10 protein-coding genes, 2 pseudogenes and 1 riboswitch are annotated in these 17,065 nt (G+C 67.5%); of the genes and pseudogenes, 6 read left to right on the top strand and 6 right to left on the bottom strand.

Annotated elements, in window-relative coordinates:
* Positions 1–263 precede the first annotated feature (263 nt).
* Together ACEL92_RS21920 and ACEL92_RS21915 are read left to right on the top strand one after the other, a co-directional pair.
* A pseudogene (locus ACEL92_RS21920) lies at positions 264–2,192 on the top strand (APC family permease); the annotation flags it as partial.
* A gap of 47 nt (positions 2,193–2,239) precedes the next feature.
* A pseudogene (locus ACEL92_RS21915) lies at positions 2,240–4,201 on the top strand (APC family permease); the annotation flags it as partial.
* A gap of 108 nt (positions 4,202–4,309) precedes the next feature.
* Here ACEL92_RS21915 and ACEL92_RS21910 read toward each other — a convergent pair.
* From ACEL92_RS21910 to ACEL92_RS21900, 3 genes are read right to left on the bottom strand one after another with little or no spacing between them, the layout of a single operon-like run.
* Positions 4,310–5,044, bottom strand: coding sequence for a class I SAM-dependent methyltransferase (locus tag ACEL92_RS21910; RefSeq protein ID WP_374022725.1), 735 nt, complete (start codon positions 5,042–5,044; stop codon positions 4,310–4,312).
* On the bottom strand, positions 5,041–6,174 hold the full coding sequence (locus ACEL92_RS21905) for a homoserine O-acetyltransferase (protein WP_374022724.1): 1,134 nt from the start codon (positions 6,172–6,174) through the stop codon (positions 5,041–5,043). Before ACEL92_RS21905 ends, ACEL92_RS21910 begins: the two co-directional genes overlap by 4 nt.
* An 11-nt stretch (positions 6,175–6,185) precedes the next feature.
* A complete protein-coding gene (locus ACEL92_RS21900; protein WP_374022723.1) occupies positions 6,186–7,565 on the bottom strand; it encodes a bifunctional o-acetylhomoserine/o-acetylserine sulfhydrylase in 1,380 nt (459 codons plus the stop codon).
* 165 nt (positions 7,566–7,730) lie between these two features.
* Positions 7,731–7,847: riboswitch (SAM riboswitch) on the bottom strand.
* A gap of 147 nt (positions 7,848–7,994) precedes the next feature.
* Here ACEL92_RS21900 and ACEL92_RS21895 point away from each other — a divergent pair.
* Both ACEL92_RS21895 and ACEL92_RS21890 read left to right on the top strand, forming a co-directional pair.
* Complete coding sequence (locus ACEL92_RS21895) at positions 7,995–10,232, top strand: NADP-dependent isocitrate dehydrogenase (RefSeq protein WP_374022722.1); 2,238 nt, start codon at positions 7,995–7,997, stop codon at positions 10,230–10,232.
* Between the two features lie 43 nt (positions 10,233–10,275).
* Positions 10,276–11,502: an NADP-dependent isocitrate dehydrogenase gene (locus tag ACEL92_RS21890; RefSeq protein ID WP_374022721.1), complete on the top strand. Its 1,227-nt coding sequence runs from the start codon at positions 10,276–10,278 to the stop codon at positions 11,500–11,502.
* Here ACEL92_RS21890 and ACEL92_RS21885 read toward each other — a convergent pair.
* Positions 11,495–12,292: an alpha/beta fold hydrolase gene (locus ACEL92_RS21885; protein ID WP_374026333.1), complete on the bottom strand. Its 798-nt coding sequence runs from the start codon at positions 12,290–12,292 to the stop codon at positions 11,495–11,497. The two genes, ACEL92_RS21890 and ACEL92_RS21885, sit on opposite strands and share 8 nt — an antisense overlap.
* A gap of 269 nt (positions 12,293–12,561) precedes the next feature.
* On the opposite strand from ACEL92_RS21885, the gene trpS reads away from it, so the two are divergent.
* Positions 12,562–13,581, top strand: a complete 1,020-nt coding sequence (gene trpS / locus ACEL92_RS21880; protein ID WP_374022720.1) for a tryptophan--tRNA ligase — start codon at positions 12,562–12,564, stop codon at positions 13,579–13,581.
* 7 nt (positions 13,582–13,588) lie between these two features.
* The gene (yhjD, locus tag ACEL92_RS21875; RefSeq protein ID WP_374022719.1) at positions 13,589–14,617 is read left to right on the top strand and encodes an inner membrane protein YhjD; all 1,029 of its coding nucleotides are present in this window, start codon (positions 13,589–13,591) and stop codon (positions 14,615–14,617) included.
* Here the strand turns inward: yhjD and nagA are convergent.
* Together nagA and ACEL92_RS21865 are read right to left on the bottom strand one after the other, a co-directional pair.
* Positions 14,614–15,747: an N-acetylglucosamine-6-phosphate deacetylase gene (gene nagA, locus ACEL92_RS21870; protein WP_374022718.1), complete on the bottom strand. Its 1,134-nt coding sequence runs from the start codon at positions 15,745–15,747 to the stop codon at positions 14,614–14,616. The genes yhjD and nagA overlap by 4 nt on opposite strands.
* On the bottom strand, positions 15,738–17,054 hold the full coding sequence (locus ACEL92_RS21865; RefSeq protein WP_374026332.1) for a sugar porter family MFS transporter: 1,317 nt from the start codon (positions 17,052–17,054) through the stop codon (positions 15,738–15,740). The genes nagA and ACEL92_RS21865 overlap by 10 nt, the downstream gene beginning before the upstream one ends.
* Between the last annotated feature and the right edge of the window lie 11 nt (positions 17,055–17,065).

Genomic DNA, 17,065 nt, shown 5'->3' with positions numbered 1-17,065 from the left:
AACAGGTTTCGTGCGAGCCACTACCGGCGCCGAACCCGCCGGAATTCCAAGCCATCATTACCGATTGGCGCTCCTTTGTTACACCGAGGTCACCTCGCTGAGAGTGTCCTGACAATTCTTCTGACAATGTCCTGTGGTTATGGTCGCCGACCAAAAAGCGAGGTGCGACAAATGCAATTGCGGCGGCTAGGCTTTCGGCGGGCCGCACCGCCCTGTGACAAGTGCATGCGTTGGGGGAAGGGATATCTGCTGTGGCAACACCTCTGGCTGAACGGCCGGCTGCCGAGCACAAGGCATGGTCATCGTTCTCGGACGTCTGCAAGCGGGGGTTGCTGGGCAAGCCATTGATCAACTCGCAGCTCGAGCACGAGAAGTTGTCGAACCCGGTCGCGCTCGGCGTGCTCTCACCCGACGCGATCTCCTCCACCGCCTACGGCTCCGAGCAGATCATGATCGAACTGCTGCCCGCGGCCGGGATGGCTGCGTTCGCCCTCCTACTTCCGATCACCGGCGTGATCCTCTTGATCCTGGTGCTGGTCGCGGCGTCGTATCGCCAGGTCGTCATGGTCTACACCCGGTCCGGCGGGTCGTATGTGGTCGCGCGCGAGAACTTCGGCCCTCGAGTGGCGCAGGTCGCCGCGGCGGCGCTACTGATCGACTATGTGGTGACCGTCGCGGTGCAATGCGCGGCCGGCACGGTCGCGGTGGCCTCGGCGCTCCCGGTCCTGGGGCCCTACAGCTTGGAGATCACCGTCGGCATGGTGCTGTTGATGTGCTTTGCCAACCTGCGCGGGCTGAGGGAAGCGGGAGCGCGGTTCGCGGTGCCCACCTACGCTTTCGTGGCCATGGTTTCGCTGACGATCGTCGTCGGGGTCATCCGGGAACTGTGCGGGAACCTGCCGATCTACGATCCCCAGCACATCGCGGGCGCGGTGCCGGTTCATCACGGCAGCGGACTGGTGATGGGCGCGACGGTCCTGGTTGTGTTGCGCGCGTTCGCAAACGGCGGTTCGTCACTGACCGGAGTTGAGGCCATCTCCAACACGGTCACCACGTTCCGCAAGCCGGAAGGTGTCAACGCGCGCCGGGTGATGACCATCATGGCCTGCATCCTTGCGTTCCTGCTCGCGGGCGTGGCGTGGCTGACCCACGTGACTCACGCCGTCCCGTACACGGATGGATACCCGTCGATGTTGTCCGAGATCGCCCGGGCCGTCTTCGGCCACGGCGTGATCGGCAACGTGCTTTACATCCTGGTGCAGGCGTCGACCGCGGCGATCCTCTACACGGGCGGCAACACCAGCTTCAACGGCTTCCCCGCATTGGCGAGTTTCGTTGCCGGAGACCGGTTCCTGCCACGCCCGCTGATGAAGCGCGGTCACCGCCTGGTCTTCTCCAACGGCATCCTGGCCCTGACGGCGCTATCGATCGCGCTGCTGATCATCACCGGGGGCTCGGTCGACGCGCTGGTGCCCTTCTACGCGATCGGGGTGTTCACCGGATTCTCGATGGCCGGCTACGGCATGACCAAACACTATCTGTCCGAGCGCGGTTCGGGCTGGCGGCGAAAGGTGTTGATCAACCTGTCGGCGGGGGTCCTGTCGACGATCGTGGTGGGGATTTTCGCGGTGGCCAAGTTCACCGAGGGGGCCTGGCTCATCGTCGTGGTCTTCCCGTTGCTGGTGCTGGCGTTGATGCGACTCAACCGGCAGTATCGCGTGGAGGCGTCGGTGCTGGAGATGTCACGCACGGAAAAGCCCGTCCTGGACCGGTACACCCGTCACCGGGTCTTCGTCTTCGTCGACTCCATCGACCTCGCCGAGGTGGAGGCGATGCGGTACGCAAACGGCCTGCACGCGGACGAGCTCACCGTCGTGCATTTCGTGATCGACGCCGAACATGCCGCCCGGCTGCAAAAGCGTTGGGAGGTCTTCGAACACGACACGCCGCTGCGGCTGATCGACTGTCCCGATCGCCACCTGGGGCGGGCCGCGCACGAGTTGGTGCGCGGGGTGCTCAACGAGCATCCGGACACCAAGGCCACCGTGCTGCTGCCACGCCGGACCTACTCGGCGCTCGTCGGCCGGCTGCTGCACGATCGCACCGCGGACAAGATCGCACGCGCGGTCAGCCGCATTCCGGGAGCGGCCGCTCAGATCGTGCCCTATGACATCGAGTCCCGCATCGCGGAGGTCACCCGCGCGCGATGAGGCAATCAGGTCCTCAAGGAAGGGATGCTGTGACGCAATTGAGTGACGGAATACCGCTCTCCTTTACCGACAAGTGCAAGCGGCTCTTCCTGGGAGAACCGCTGACCACCGATCAGCTGGACGGCGAGCGATTGCCGAATCACATTGCGCTCGGGGCGCTTTCGCCGGACGCGATCTCTTCGACCGCGTACGGCGCTGAGCAGATCATGATCGAGCTGCTCCCGGCGGCCGGCATGGCGGCGTACGCGTTGGTGCTTCCGATCACCGGTGTCATCCTGGTGATTCTCGCGCTGGTGTGCGCGTCGTATCGACAGGTCGTGATGGCCTACACCCGGGCCGGCGGTTCCTACACGGTCGCGCGCGAGAACTTCGGTCCGCGTGTGGCGCAGGTCGCCGCGGCGGCGCTGCTGATCGACTACGTGGTGACCGTGGCGGTGCAACCGGCCGCGGCGACGGTGGCGGTGGTGTCGGCGATTCCGCCGCTACGGCCCTATCACTTGGAGATCACGCTGGCGGCGGTGGTGTTGATCTGCCTGGCCAACCTGCGCGGGCTGCGACGGTCCGGCCGCACGTTCGCGATCACCACCTACGCCTTCGTCGGCATGATCACCCTGACCATCCTGACCGGCTTCGTGCGTGAAATGTTCTGGGGCTTACCGAAATACGACCCGCACCACATAGCCGGGGCGGTTCCGGTCCACCAGGGCGGCGGCCTGGTGATGGGCGCGACCGTCTTGATCGTGCTGCGTGCGTTCGCCAACGGCGGCACCTCGCTGACCGGGGTCGAGGCAGTATCCAACACTGTCAACGTCTTTCAGAAGCCGGAGGGACCGAACGCCCGTCGGGTTCTGACGTGGATGGCCTGCATCCTGGGGTTCCTGCTGGCGGGCGTGGCGTGGCTGACCCACGTCACCCACGCCGTGGCCTATCTCGACGAATATCCGTCCATGCTGTCCGAGATCGCCCGGGCGGTCTTCGGCCACGGGGTCACGGGCAACGTCCTCTACTTCTTGGTCCAGGCGTCGACCGCGGCGATCCTGTTCACGGGTTGCAACACCAGCTTCAACGGCTTCCCCGCGCTGGCCAGTTTCGTTGCCGAGGACCGCTTTCTGCCCCGCCCGCTGACAAAACGCGGCCACCGCCTGGTGTTCTCCAACGGCATCTTCGTGTTGACCGCGCTGGCGATGGTGCTGCTCGTCATCACCGAGGCGAAGGTGAGCGCGCTGGTGCCCTTCTTCGCCATCGGCGTCTTCACCGCCTTCGCGATGGCCGGCTACGGCATGGCCAAGCATCATTCGACCCGGCGCGAGCCGGGCTGGCGAGTCAAGCTGGCGGTGAATTTGGCAGCGGGGGTCATGTCGACGATCGTGGTGGGGATCTTTGTGGTGGCCAAGTTCACCGAGGGCGCCTGGCTCATCGTGGTCATCTTTCCGCTGCTGGTGCTCGCGCTGACGCGGCTCAACCGGAAATACCGCGACGAGGCCTCGGTCCTGGAGATGTCGCGCGCCGAAGACCTCGACCTGGCGCGGCATCCGCGACTGCAGGTGCTGGTCTTCGTGGACACGATCGACCTGGCCGAGATCGAGGCGGTGCGCCTCGGATATGGGCTGCACGCGGACGAACTGACCGCCGTGCACTTCGTCATCGACGTCGACCATGCCGTCCGGCTGCGCGAGCGGTGGGATCGCTTCGAGCACGACACACCATTGTGGTTGATCAATTGCCCCGATCGTCATTTGAGCCGGGCCGCACACGAATTGGTGCTGCGTGTGCTCAAGGACCACCCGGACACCAGGGTGACGGTGCTGTTGCCGCGCCGCACATACTCGCCCCTCTTGGGCCGGCTGCTGCACGACCGCACCGCGGACAAGATGGCCCGCACCGTCAGCCGCATCCGCGGCGCGACCGCCATCATCGTCCCGTACGACATCGAGTCGCGGATCAGACGGCTTGCGCCCAACGGCTATGAGGTCGACGGCGCGGAGGAAGTGGTGACACCGATTTCGAGTCTGGTGGGCGACTAGTCCGGGGGCCGGTCCGTCTGGCCGGCTCCCGAAAAACTGCTGCACAACGGCGACGACGATGACGACGCCGCATAGTTACGCGGCCAGCGTCGCCCGGATGCACTCGGTGACGTAGGGGAGCGCGAGGCCCGTCGAATTCGTCAGCGCCGGATGGGTGGCCAGCAGTTCACGCACCCGGTCCAGGGTCCTGGTGCGGACCTCGGTCGGCGACGTGATGCAGTAGCTACGCGATGCGACCAAGTCGATCAGCGCTTGCGGCGTAAGGTAATTCGTCCACTCGACCTGGTGGCGCTCCGGCTCGCTGAACGACTCGGACAGCGTGACGTCGAAGCGGCCGCGGTCGCCGTCGGAACCGATGATCTCGCCCAGCTCTCGCACCCAGCCCAACCGTTCGTCGCGGGTGTTCCACACCAGGCCCAGTCGCCCACCGGGCCGCAGCACGCGGGCCACCTCGGGAATGGCGCGCTCGGCATCCACCCAGTGCCACGCCTGCGCGACCAGCACGACGTCAACGCTGTTGTCCGGCAAGGGAATCTCCTCCGCGGTACCCAGCAGCGCGCGGGTCTCGGGCAGCGAGGAGCGCAACACCTCCAGCATGTCGGGAATCGGGTCGACGGCCACGACGTCCAGCCCGCGCTCCACCAGCCGGGTGGTCAGCTTGCCGGTGCCCGCACCCAGGTCCAGCACTTGGCGCGCGCCGCGCGGCAGCAGCCAGTCGATGGCCTCCGGGGGATAGGACGGGCGCCCCCGCTCATAGGCGGCCGCCGCCGAACCGAACGACAGCGAGCGGTCGTGGCGAGAGCGGGTCACCGTCGACACGTGCCTTCGGCCTCGCCCGCGGCCAGATCCAGCGTCTTGCGAATCAGCTCGCCGACCGCCTCGGATTCCACCAGGAAGCCGTCGTGCCCGCAGATCGACTCGACGACTTCCAGGCCGTCGCAGCCCGGCAGCAGCTCGGCGAGCTCCTCCTGCAACCGCAGCGGGTAGAGCCGGTCGGACGTGATGCCGCCGACCACGGCCGGCACCGGGCAACTGGTCAGGGCCTTGCGCACGCCGCCGCGGCCGCGCCCGACGTCGTGGCTGTTCAGCGCCTCGGTCAGGGTTACGTAGCTGCCCGCGTCGAAGCGGGCCAACAGCTTGTCGCCCTGATGCTCCAGGTAGCTCTGCACGGCATAGCGGCTGTCCGCGCCGCCCTGCCTGTCGTTGCCGAACCGGGTGTCGAGCTCCGTCTCGCCGCGGTAGGTCAGGTGGGCGAAGCGGCGGGCGATCGTCAGGCCGGTGTCCGGGGTGCGGCCGGTCTCGTGGTAATCGCCGCCCTGCCAGTTCGGGTCGGCCTTGATGGCCGCGATCTGCGTGGTCTGGGTGCCGATCTGGTCGGCGGTGGCGCGCGCGCCGACCGCCAGCAGCAGTCCGGCCCGCACCCGGCTCGGGTGACCGACCATCCACTCCAAAGCCCGCGCACCGCCCATAGATCCACCAACAACCGCGGCGACCTCGTTGATTCCCAGCGCGGCCAGCGCGGCGATGTCGGCCTCCACCTGGTCGCGCACGGTGATCATCGGAAACCGTGAGCCCCAAGGCTTTCCATCGCGGGCCAGCGAGCTGGGGCCGGTGGAGCCGCGGCAACCGCCCAACACGTTGGTGGCCACGGCGCACCAACGGTCGGTGTCGATCGGCGCGCCCGGCCCGGCCACCCCGTCCCACCAGCCGCCGGTGGGATGTTCCGGTCCGGCGGGCCCGGTGATGTGCGAGTCACCGGTCAGCGCGTGCAGCACCACCACCACGTTGTCGCGCGTCGGCGACAGCTCGCCCCAGCGCTGAACGGCGATGCACACATCGTCGATCACCGCGCCGCTTTCGGTGGTCAGCGAGCCGATGTGCACCAGGCCGATCTCGCCTTCGGCGGGCAGCGCCTGGGTGGGAACGTCCGAGATCGTCATGCCGGGGCCCCTTAGAACGCCGCCACGGCTTGCGGGTCGGCGCCGGAGGTTTCGGCGTTCGCGCCGTACTTGCGGGCCGCCGCGAAACCGAGCTCCAGGTCGGCCAGGATGTCGTCGATGCCCTCGATCCCGACGGCCAGCCGCACCAGCCCCGGCGTGACGCCGGTCGCCAGCTGCTCCTGCGGGCTCAGTTGGGCGTGCGTGGTGGACGCCGGGTGGATCACCAGCGAGCGCACGTCGCCGATGTTGGCGACGTGGCTGTGCAGCTTCAGCGCGTTCACGAACGCCTTGCCGGCCTCGACGCCACCGGCCAGCTCGAAGGCCAGCACGGCGCCGGTTCCCTTGGGCGCCAGCTTCTTCGCCCGCTCATGCCATGGCGAGCTGGGCAGCCCTGCGTAGTTCACCGACAGCACGCCGTCGTGACCCTCGAGGAATTCGGCGACCCGCTGCGCGTTGGCGACGTGCCGCTCGACGCGCAGGCTGAGCGTCTCGATGCCCTGGGCGACCAGGAACGCGTTGAACGGCGAGGCAGCCGACCCGAGGTCGCGGAGCAGCTGTACGCGCGCCTTGAGCGCGTACGCCGGCGGCCCGAGCTCGGCGAACACCACGCCGTGGTAGCTCGGGTCGGGAGTGGTGAAGCCGGGGAACCGGCCCTGCGTCCAGTCGAAGGTGCCGCCGTCGACGATGACGCCGGCGATCGCCGAGCCGTGCCCGCCGAGGTACTTGGTGGCCGAGTGCACCACGATGTCGGCGCCGTGGGCGAACGGCTGGATCAGGTACGGCGTGGCGATGGTGTTGTCGACGATCAGGGGGATCCCGTTGGCGTGGGCGACGCCGGCCACCCCGGGAATGTCCAGCAGGTCGATCTGCGGGTTGGAGATCGTCTCGCCGAAGAACGCCTTGGTGTTGGGCCGCACCGCGGCCTGCCAGGAGTCCAGATCGTCGGGATCGTCGACGAAGCTGACCTCGATGCCGAGCTTGGCCAGCGAGTAGTGGAACAAGTTGTACGTGCCGCCGTAGAGCCGCGGGCTGGAGACGATGTGATCTCCGGCACACGCGAGGTTCAGGATGGCGAAGGTCTCCGCGGCCTGCCCGGAGCTCAGGAAGAGCGCGGCCACGCCACCCTCGAGGGCGGCGATGCGCTGCTCGACCACGTCGGTGGTCGGGTTGCCGATCCGGGTATAGATGTTGCCCGGCACCTCGAGCCCGAACAGGGCGGCGGCGTGGGTGGTGTCGTCGAAGGTGTACGACGTGGTCTGGTAGATCGGCAGGGCGCGGGCGTTGGTGGCCGGATCCGGGTGCTGACCGGCGTGCACCTGCCTGGTCTCAAACGACCAGTTCGCGGTCGGATCGGTGTCGTCGTTGCTGGTGGCGCTGTTGTCGGGGCTCACGTGGGTTTGCTTTCTGCTTCGAGGCGGGCGAATCGGGTATCGGGTTGCTGGCGGCTGGGCGGCCGCGGGTTAGCAGCGAAACACGAGTCGACACATGAGCCGATCCGAAGGAGCTGGATATGTGCGCATCACGTCTTCCCCTCTAGTCAGGGGTCCGTTATGGCGGACCCGCGCTTGCCGCGCAGCCTGTGGCTACTAGACCTGGTCATCACCCGGGGCACCCCACCGCGGTTGGAGGGTTGCCGGCCAGCAAGCCGGGGCTTGATGCTGGCACTCATGACCGATACGAAGATTAGCTTACTGTGCCGACCGGATGCCAACGGCAGGTCGACACCTGCCCAAACGCCCTTGATAACGTGGCAGGAAGAACGCTGAGCCCCCCAAAGATCTGACCGATATTCGAGGATTTTGACGCCGGGAAGAGGGACCGTGAGCGCCGAAGAGCCGACAGTCATCTACACACTGACCGACGAGGCGCCGTTGCTGGCGACCTACGCCTTCCTGCCGATCGTGCGCGCGTTCGCCGAGCCGGCGGGCATCAAGATCGAGACCAGTGACATCTCCGTGGCCGCCCGAATCCTCGCGGAGTTTCCCGACGAACTGACCGAAGAACAGCGGGTTCCGGACAACCTGGGGGAACTGGGCAAGCTGACGAAGCTGCCCGACACCAACATCATCAAGCTGCCGAACATCAGTGCCTCGGTGCCCCAGCTGATCGCCGCCGTCAAGGAGCTGCAGGGCAAGGGATACAAGATCCCGGACTTCCCGCAGAGCCCGAAGACCGACGAGGACAAGGAAATCCGCGCCCGTTACGGCAAATGCCTGGGTAGCGCGGTCAATCCGGTGCTGCGGCAAGGCAACTCGGACCGGCGCGCGCCCAAGGCGGTCAAGGAGTACGCGCGCCGGCACCCCCACAGCATGGGGGAGTGGTCGCCGGCCTCGCGCACTCACGTGGCCACCATGCGCAAGGGCGACTTCTACCACGGCGAGAAGTCGATGACGCTGGATCGCGCGCGCAACGTGAAGATGGTGCTGGAGACCAAGGGTGGGAAGACCCTTGAGCTCAAGCCCAAGGTGGAACTGCGCGAGGGCGACGTCATCGACTCCATGTTCATGAGCAAGAAGGCCCTGGTCGAGTTCTACGAGGAACAGATGCAGGACGCCTACGAGACCGGCGTGATGTTCTCGCTGCACGTCAAGGCGACGATGATGAAGGTCTCGCACCCGATCGTGTTCGGCCACGCCGTCAAGGTCTTCTACAAGGATGCGTTCGCCAAACACCAGGAGCTCTTCGACGAGCTCGGCGTGGACGTCAACAACGGGCTGGTCGACCTCTACAACAAGATCGAGTCGCTGCCCGCGTCGCTGCACGAGGAGATCATCCGCGACCTGCACGCCTGCCACGAACACCGCCCGGAGCTGGCGATGGTCGATTCGGCCAAGGGCATCACCAACTTTCATTCGCCCAGCGACGTGATCGTGGACGCGTCGATGCCGGCGATGATCCGTGCGGGCGGCAAGATGTGGGGCGCCGACGGGCGGCAGAAGGACACCAAGGCCGTCAACCCGGAGTCGACCTTCTCCCGCATCTACCAAGAGATCATCAACTTCTGCAAGACCCACGGCCAGTTCGATCCGACGACGATGGGCACCGTCCCCAACGTCGGCCTGATGGCGCAGCAGGCCGAGGAGTACGGCTCGCACGACAAGACCTTCGAGATCCCCGAAGACGGCGTCGCCAACATCGTCGACCTCGACAGCGGGGAGGTCTTGCTCACCCAGAACGTGGAGGAGGGCGACATCTGGAGGATGCCGGTCGTCACCGACGAAGCGATCCGGGACTGGGTCAAGCTGGCCGTCACCCGGGCGCGTAATTCGGGCATGACGGCGGTGTTCTGGCTGGACACCGAACGGCCGCACGAGGTCGAGCTGCGCAAGAAGGTCAAGGCCTACCTCAAGGAGCACGACACCGAGGGCCTGGAGATCCAGATCATGCCGCAGGTGTGGGCCATGCGGTACACGCTGGAGCGCGCGGTGCGCGGGCAAGACACCATCGCCGTGACCGGTAACATCCTGCGCGACTACCTCACCGACCTGTTCCCCATTCTGGAGCTGGGCACCAGCGCCAAGATGCTGTCCATCGTGCCGTTGATGGCCGGCGGCGGCATGTATGAAACCGGGGCGGGCGGTTCGGCGCCCAAGCACGTCCACCAGTTGCTCGAAGAGAACCACCTGCGCTGGGATTCCCTCGGTGAATTCCTGGCTCTGGGAGCGTGTTTCGAAGACATCGGCATCAAGACCGACAACCAGCGCGCCAAGATCTTGGGCAAGACGCTGGACGCCGCGATCGGCAAGCTGCTGGAGAACAACAAGAGCCCGTCGCGCAAGGCCGGCGAGCTCGACAACCGCGGCAGCCAGTTCTACCTGGCGCTGTACTGGGCGGCCGAACTCGCGCAATCCGACGACGAAGAGCTGCGCGAGCACTTCGCCGCGCTGGCCGACGAGTTGAGCCGCAACGAGGAGACCATCGTGGCCGAACTCGCCAAGGCGCAGGGCGAGACCGTCGACATCGGTGGGTACTACTACCCGGACAGCGAGAAGACGACGGCAGTGATGCGGCCCAGCAAGACGTTCAACGAAGCGCTAGAAGCTTCGCAGAGCTCGTAGGTTTTCAGGGCCGCGAGATGCCGCGAGATAGGGAGTTGACCCGATGTCCACCGACAAGATCAAGGTCAAGGGCCCGGTCGTAGAGCTCGACGGCGACGAGATGACCCGCGTCATCTGGAAGTTCATCAAAGACCTGCTGATCTTGCCGCACCTGGACATCCACCTGGACTACTACGACCTCGGCATCGAGAACCGCGACCGCACCAACGACCAGGTGACCATCGACGCCGCGTACGCCATCAAGAGGCACGGCGTGGGCGTCAAGTGCGCGACCATCACCCCCGACGAGGCCCGAGTCTCCGAGTTCAACCTGAAGAAGATGTGGCTCTCGCCCAACGGCACGATCCGAAACATCTTGGGCGGCACCATCTTCCGCGAGCCCATCGTGATCTCCAACGTGCCGCGCCTGGTGCCCGGCTGGACCAAGCCGATCGTGATCGGCCGGCACGCGTTCGGCGACCAGTACCGGGCGACCAACTTCAAGGTCGACAAGCCCGGCACCGTGTCGATCACGTTCACGCCGTCCGACGGCAGCGAGCCGATGGTGCACGAGGTGGTGTCGATTCCCGACGACGGCGGCGTCGTGATGGGCATGTACAACTTCAAAAAATCCGTCCGGGACTTCGCCCGCGCCTCGCTTTCGTACGGCCTGAACGCCAAGTGGCCGGTCTACCTGTCCACGAAGAACACCATCCTCAAGGCCTACGACGGCATGTTCAAGGACGAGTTCCAGCGCATCTACGACGAGGAGTTCAAGGACAAGTTCGAGGCCGAGGGGCTCACCTACGAGCACCGGCTGATCGACGACATGGTGGCCGCCTGCCTCAAGTGGGAGGGCGGCTACGTGTGGGCCTGCAAGAACTACGACGGTGACGTCCAATCGGACCTCGTCGCGCAGGGCTACGGCTCGCTGGGGCTGATGACGTCGGTGCTGATGACCGCCGACGGGAAGACGGTGGAGGCCGAGGCCGCGCACGGCACCGTCACCCGGCACTTCCGCCAGTACCAGGCCGGCAAGCCGACGTCGACCAACCCGATCGCCTCGATCTTCGCCTGGACGCGCGGGCTGCAGCACCGCGGCAAGCTGGATGGCACCCCCGAGGTGGTCGAGTTCGCGCAGACGCTCGAGGACGTCGTGGTTTCGACGGTCGAGAGCGGGAAGATGACCAAGGACCTGGCCATCCTGATCGGGCCCGATCAGGAATGGCAACAGAGCGAGGAGTTCCTCAACTCGATCGCCGAAAACCTGGAGAAGGAGCTGGTCAGCTAGCCGAGGGCTTGGCGCCCCGGCTGGCCGCGGTGCACTCGTCGAGGAACCTAAGGATCAGTTCGGCGACGCGCTCAGGCGCCTCGAACATTGGGATGTGCCCCACGCCGTCGAGCTCGGTGACCTGGTGGTCCTCGGGCAGGTGGGTGGTGAAATGCCTGCTGAACCGGGGCGCGGGCACGACGCGGTCCTTTTCGCAGATCACCAAGTGCGCCGGGACGGCGTTGTGGGCCAGCTCCTGCAGGCCAGGCAGCAGCAGCGACTTGACCAGCAGCTGGAAATAGGCGGGGCAGTGGGCGACGTCGTCGATGCAGCCGAGCAGCTGCTCGTCGGTGACCCCGTCGGGCCGTGCGCTGATCGCGTAGGTGGCCAGCTGACGGCTGAACGGCAGACGCATCACCTTGGGGCCGAACAGCCACGCCAGCACCAGCAGCGGAATGCCCAGGACGAACTTGGCGATCACCTCGAACTTCGCCGGGCTCCAGCGCGTCCACCCGCCGGCGGGGGCGATGCCCATGACGCTGCGCGCCCGCCCGCGCCGCTCGAGTTCGAACGCGACCCAGCCGCCCAGCGAGTTGCCCACGATGTGGGCGGTGTCCCAGCCCAGCTCATCCATCTGCTGTTCCACGTGGTCGGCCAGGACCGCCGAGGACAGGAACCAGGTCCCTGCGGGGGGCCCGCCGTTGTGGCCGGCCATCGTCGGGGCGAACACCTCATACCGCCCGGTGTCGGCCAGCCGCCGGGCGACGTCGTCCCAGACCGCCTGGGACAGCAGGAACGGGTGCAGCAGCACGACCGGCTCGCCGGAACCCAGGTGGATCGGTGCCCGCGTCCCCGTGTTGCTGTTCGTCCTCTTGCTCCCCATACCGCCGACATTAAATGCGGTACCGCCGGTACCGCAAGCGAGCGCGGCGCGGGTGGGCACCGCCCGCTCGCGAACGTGAAGCTGGCCGCACATTCGGCCGCGAGTGTGAAGCTGGCCGCACGCTCGGCGGTGGCGGGTGCCCGCAAAGGCCGGTGGCGGGGTGCCCGCAAAGGCCCGCGTGAAAAGATCGGTGCATCATGAGCACCGCTACCGGATCCGGCCGAATCTTCTCCGGCGTGCAGCCCACCTCCGACTCGCTCCACCTGGGGAACGCGCTGGGGGCCGTCACCCAGTGGGTCGCGCTGCAGGACGACCACGAGTGCTTCTTCTGCGTGGTCGACCTGCACGCCATCACCATCCCCCAGGATCCCGAGGCGCTGCGCCGCCGGACCCTGGTCACGGCGGCCCAGTATTTGGCGCTGGGCATCGACCCCACCCGCAGCACCATCTTCGTGCAGAGCCACGTGCCCGCACACTCCCAGCTGGCCTGGGTGCTGGGCTGCTTCACCGGCTTCGGGCAGGCGTCGCGGATGACGCAGTTCAAGGACAAGTCGGCCCGCCAGGGCGGCGACTCCACCACCGTGGGCCTGTTCACCTATCCGGTGCTGCAGGCCGCCGACGTCCTGGCCTACGACGCCGAGCTGGTTCCGGTGGGCGAGGACCAGCGCCAGCACCTGGAGCTGGCGCGCGACGTGGCGCAGCGGTTCAACAGCCGATTCCCCGACACCTTCGTGGTGCCCGACCTGCTGATCCCCAAGGCCACCGCCAAGATCTACGACCTGCAAGACCCCACATCGAAGATGAGCAAATCCGCGGCCACCGACGCGGGCTTGATCAATCTGCTCGACGACCCCGCTGCGTCCGCCAAGAAGATTCGTTCGGCGGTGACCGACAGCGAGCGCGAGATCCGCTTCGACACCGAGGCCAAGGCGGGCGTGTCGAACCTGCTGACCATCCAGTCGGCGGTCACCGGCGTGGGCATCGACAAGCTCGTGAAGGGTTACGCCGGACGGGGTTACGGCGACCTGAAGAAGGACACCGCCGAGGCGGTCGTCGAGTTCGTCGGCCCGATCAAGGCGCGCGTCGACGAATTGCTGGCCGACCCAGCCGAATTGGAGGGTGTGCTCGCGGCCGGGGCGGAGCGCGCAGAGGATGTGGCCGGCAAAACCGTTCGGCGGGTTTACGATCGGCTAGGGTTCCTTCCGCAGCGAGGATGAGTTCACCATGACCGAGCCGGCCAAGGTGGGCCTCGTCGACCGGCTGCGGGCCCGGTACAGCTGGCTGGACCACGTCATTCGCGCCTACCGGCGCTTCGACGACCGCAACGGCGGGTTCTTCGCGGCCGGCCTGACCTACTACACGATCTTCGCGCTATTCCCTTTGCTGATGGTCGGTTTCGCGGCCTTCGGGTTCGCCCTGGCTCGGCGCCCGGAGCTGCTGAAGACGATCGACGACCACGTCCGGTCCCAGGTCACGGGCGCGCTGGGGGACCAGCTGCTGGACCTGATGAACACCGCGATCGCGGCGCGGGCGTCGGTGGGCGTCATCGGCCTGGCCACCGCGCTCTGGGCCGGTCTCGGTTGGATATCGCATCTGCGGCAGGCGTTGACGGAAATGTGGTGGGACGAGCGCATCGAGTCGCCCGGCTTCGTCCGCAACAAGCTCTCCGATCTGTTGGCCATGCTTGGGACGTTCGCGGTGATCATGGCCACCGTCGGCCTGACCACCATCGGCCATGACGCGCCGTTGGCGGCGTTGCTCAAATGGCTTGGCATACCGCAACTCGTGGTGTTCGACTGGTTCTTCTGGCTGCTGTCGATCGTGATCTCGACGGCGGTGTCGTGGTTGCTGTTCGCCTGGATGATCGCGCGGCTGCCGCGCGAGAAGGTGAGCCTGAGCGATTCGATGCGAGCCGCGTTGATCGCGGCGGTCGGGTTCGAGGTTTTCAAGCAGGTGGGATCGCTGTACCTGCGGGCGGTGCTGCGCAGTCCCGCGGGCGCGACCTTCGGACCGGTGCTGGGACTGATGGTATTCGCCTACATCACCTCCTATCTCGTGCTCTTCTGCACGGCGTGGGCGGCGACGGCCTCCGATCACCCGCGCACCCGTCACGTCGCCCCGCCCCCGCCGGCGATCATCACCCCGCGGGTGCAACTCGACGACGGGATCAGCACGCGTCAGACGCTGACCGCGATGGCGATGGGAGCGGTTGGGGCGCTGGCCCTTTCGCGCGTCACACGGCGGCCGCGTTAGCCGCCCACCCGCCAACGGCCGGCGACCATGACCGCCGCCACCCGCAAATCGCCGTCCAGCACAACCAGATTCGCGTCGTAACCGGCGCGCAGGCGGCCCACCCGCTTCAGGCCGAGCGCCCGCGCCGGTGTCCCCGAGGTCGCCAGCGCCGCGGCGGCCAGCCCCGCACCGGCGTTGACGTTGCGAAAGAGCCGGTCCATGGTGGCGGTGCTGCCCGCGATCGTCTGCGTCCCGCGCACCCGTGCCACCCCGGAGACGACGTCGACGGCCACCGCGCCGAGGCGAAACGCCCCGTCGCTGCGGCCTGCCGCGGCGATGGCGTCGGTGACCATCGCGACCCGGTCGGGCCCCGCGGCCGCGAGCACCGCGTCCACGACGGCCGGGTGCAGGTGCACACCGTCGGCGATCAGCTCGACGGTGACCTCCGGGTGGCGGAGCAGGGCGAGGGCCGGCCCGGGCTCGCGGTGGTGCAGCGGCGGCATCGCGTTGAACAGGTGGGTGCCGACCGTGGCGCCCAGCGCGATGGCGTGTTCGGCCTGCTCGTAGGTGGCGTCCGTATGTCCCACCGCCACAACCACTCCGGCGTCGCGAAAGCGCCGGATCGCTTCCTCGGATCCGGGCAGTTCCGGGGCCAGCGTGACCATCCGGATCGCCCCACCGCCCGCGTCCAGCACGGCGTCGATCTCGGCCGGATCGGGGCCGCGCAGGTGGGCGGGGTCGTGCGCCCCGCAGCGGGCCCGGCTCAGCCACGGCCCTTCCAGGTGGATGCCCGCGACGGTGCCGTGCCGGGTGGCTTCGGCGAGCGCGCGCACCCCGGCGAGCAACTCCGCCGGCGGGGCGGTCACCAGGCTGGCGAGGGTCGTCGTGGTGCCGTGTCGCAGGTGGAATTCCGCCGCACGGGCGATCCCGGCACCGTCGGTCGGGGCGTCGGTGTAGGACGCCCCGCCGCCGCCGTGCACGTGCATGTCGATGAAGCCGGGCACCACGGTGCCGTCGGGGAAGTCCGCGTCGGCCGGGAGGGGCGGGGGCCCGGCCCCGCACGCCACGATCCGGGGCCCGTCCGTCTCAAGCCATCCGGGCCGCCGGACCCACCCGTCGAGCACCATCGTGCCCGCGGCGATCAGTCCCATCGGCCGCCGTTTTCCCAGAACTGCCGGATCTCCTCGAGCTGGCGTCCCTTGGTCTCCGGCGCGTACCGGTAGACGACGACGAACGCCACTAGTGCCAGGGATGCGAACACCGCGAAAGTCCCTGCCCCGCCGAGCGAATGCAGCATGGTGAGGAAGACGGCGGCGATGATCGCGTTGGCCACCAGGTTCGAGGTGAGCATGGTGCTCGACCCGATGGACCGCAGCCGGGACGGGAAGCTCTCGCTGGCGTACACCCAGCCCAGGGAGCCGAAGCCCATCGTGTAGCCGATGATGAACAGCACGATGCCGGCGAATCCGAGGATCGCGCCGCCGATGCCCCGCCCGAACACGGCCATCAGCATGACGTCGGCGGCGACCATCATGGCGATGCCGGACAACAGGATTGGGCGCCGGCCCAGCCGGTCGACCAGCAGCAGCGACGCGCCCACGGCTGCCAGCCCGGCGACCTGGACCAGGGCCGGCAGCGCCAGCAGCGCGAAGTTTCCGGTGAAGCCCATGGCCTGGAAGATCCGTGGGCTGTAATAGATGATCGCGTTGATGCCGGTGATCTGGATCAGGAAGCCGAGCGTGATCACGAAGGCGGTGGCGCGCGAATAAGGCGGCCGCAACATCTCTGACCAGCCGCCGCTGCTGCCTTCGTCGAGTGCACGGCCGATCTCGGCGAGTTCCTCGTCGACCCGGGCGGTGGGCTCGACCCGCAGCAGTGCCCGGCGGGCCTCGTCGAGCCGGCCCTTGAGTACGTACCACCGCGCCGTGTCGGGCGCGCGAATCAGCAACGGCAGCAATACCATCGCGGGCACGACGGCCAATCCCAGCATCCAGCGCCAACTGTGCGACCCGGCCAGCAGGTAGCCGGTCAGGTAGCCGACGATGAGCCCGCTGACGATGGCCAGCTGATAGGCAGTCAGCAGCGAGCCACGCACCGCGGTCGGGGCGGACTCCGCCACGTACACCGGCACCACCACCACCGCCACGCCAAGCGTCAGGCCCAGCAGGAGCCGGGCCGCCAGCAGCATCGGCAGGGACACCGACAGCGCCCCCAGGAGAGCGAACGCCGCGTAGGCCACCAGGAGCAACACCACCGACTTCTTCCGCCCGATCGCGTTCGCCAGCACGCCCGCGCCGAGCGCCCCAGCGATCTGCCCGATCACGACCATCGTCGTCAGCAGTTCCTGCTGCCGCGTCGACAGCCCGAAGTCCTCGGTCACGTACAGCTGCGCGCCGGCGATGATGGACAAGTCGTAGCCATAGATGAGGCCCACGCTCGCGGCCGTCAACGCGACCATCAGGCCGCGCG

Origin of the sequence: Mycobacterium hainanense, from assembly GCF_041890355.1 — a bacterium.
Classification (GTDB): Bacteria; Actinomycetota; Actinomycetes; order Mycobacteriales; family Mycobacteriaceae; genus Mycobacterium; species Mycobacterium hainanense.
The sequence above is the reverse complement of the archived record's forward strand: the minus strand, read 5'-3'. Positions and strand labels throughout refer to the sequence as shown.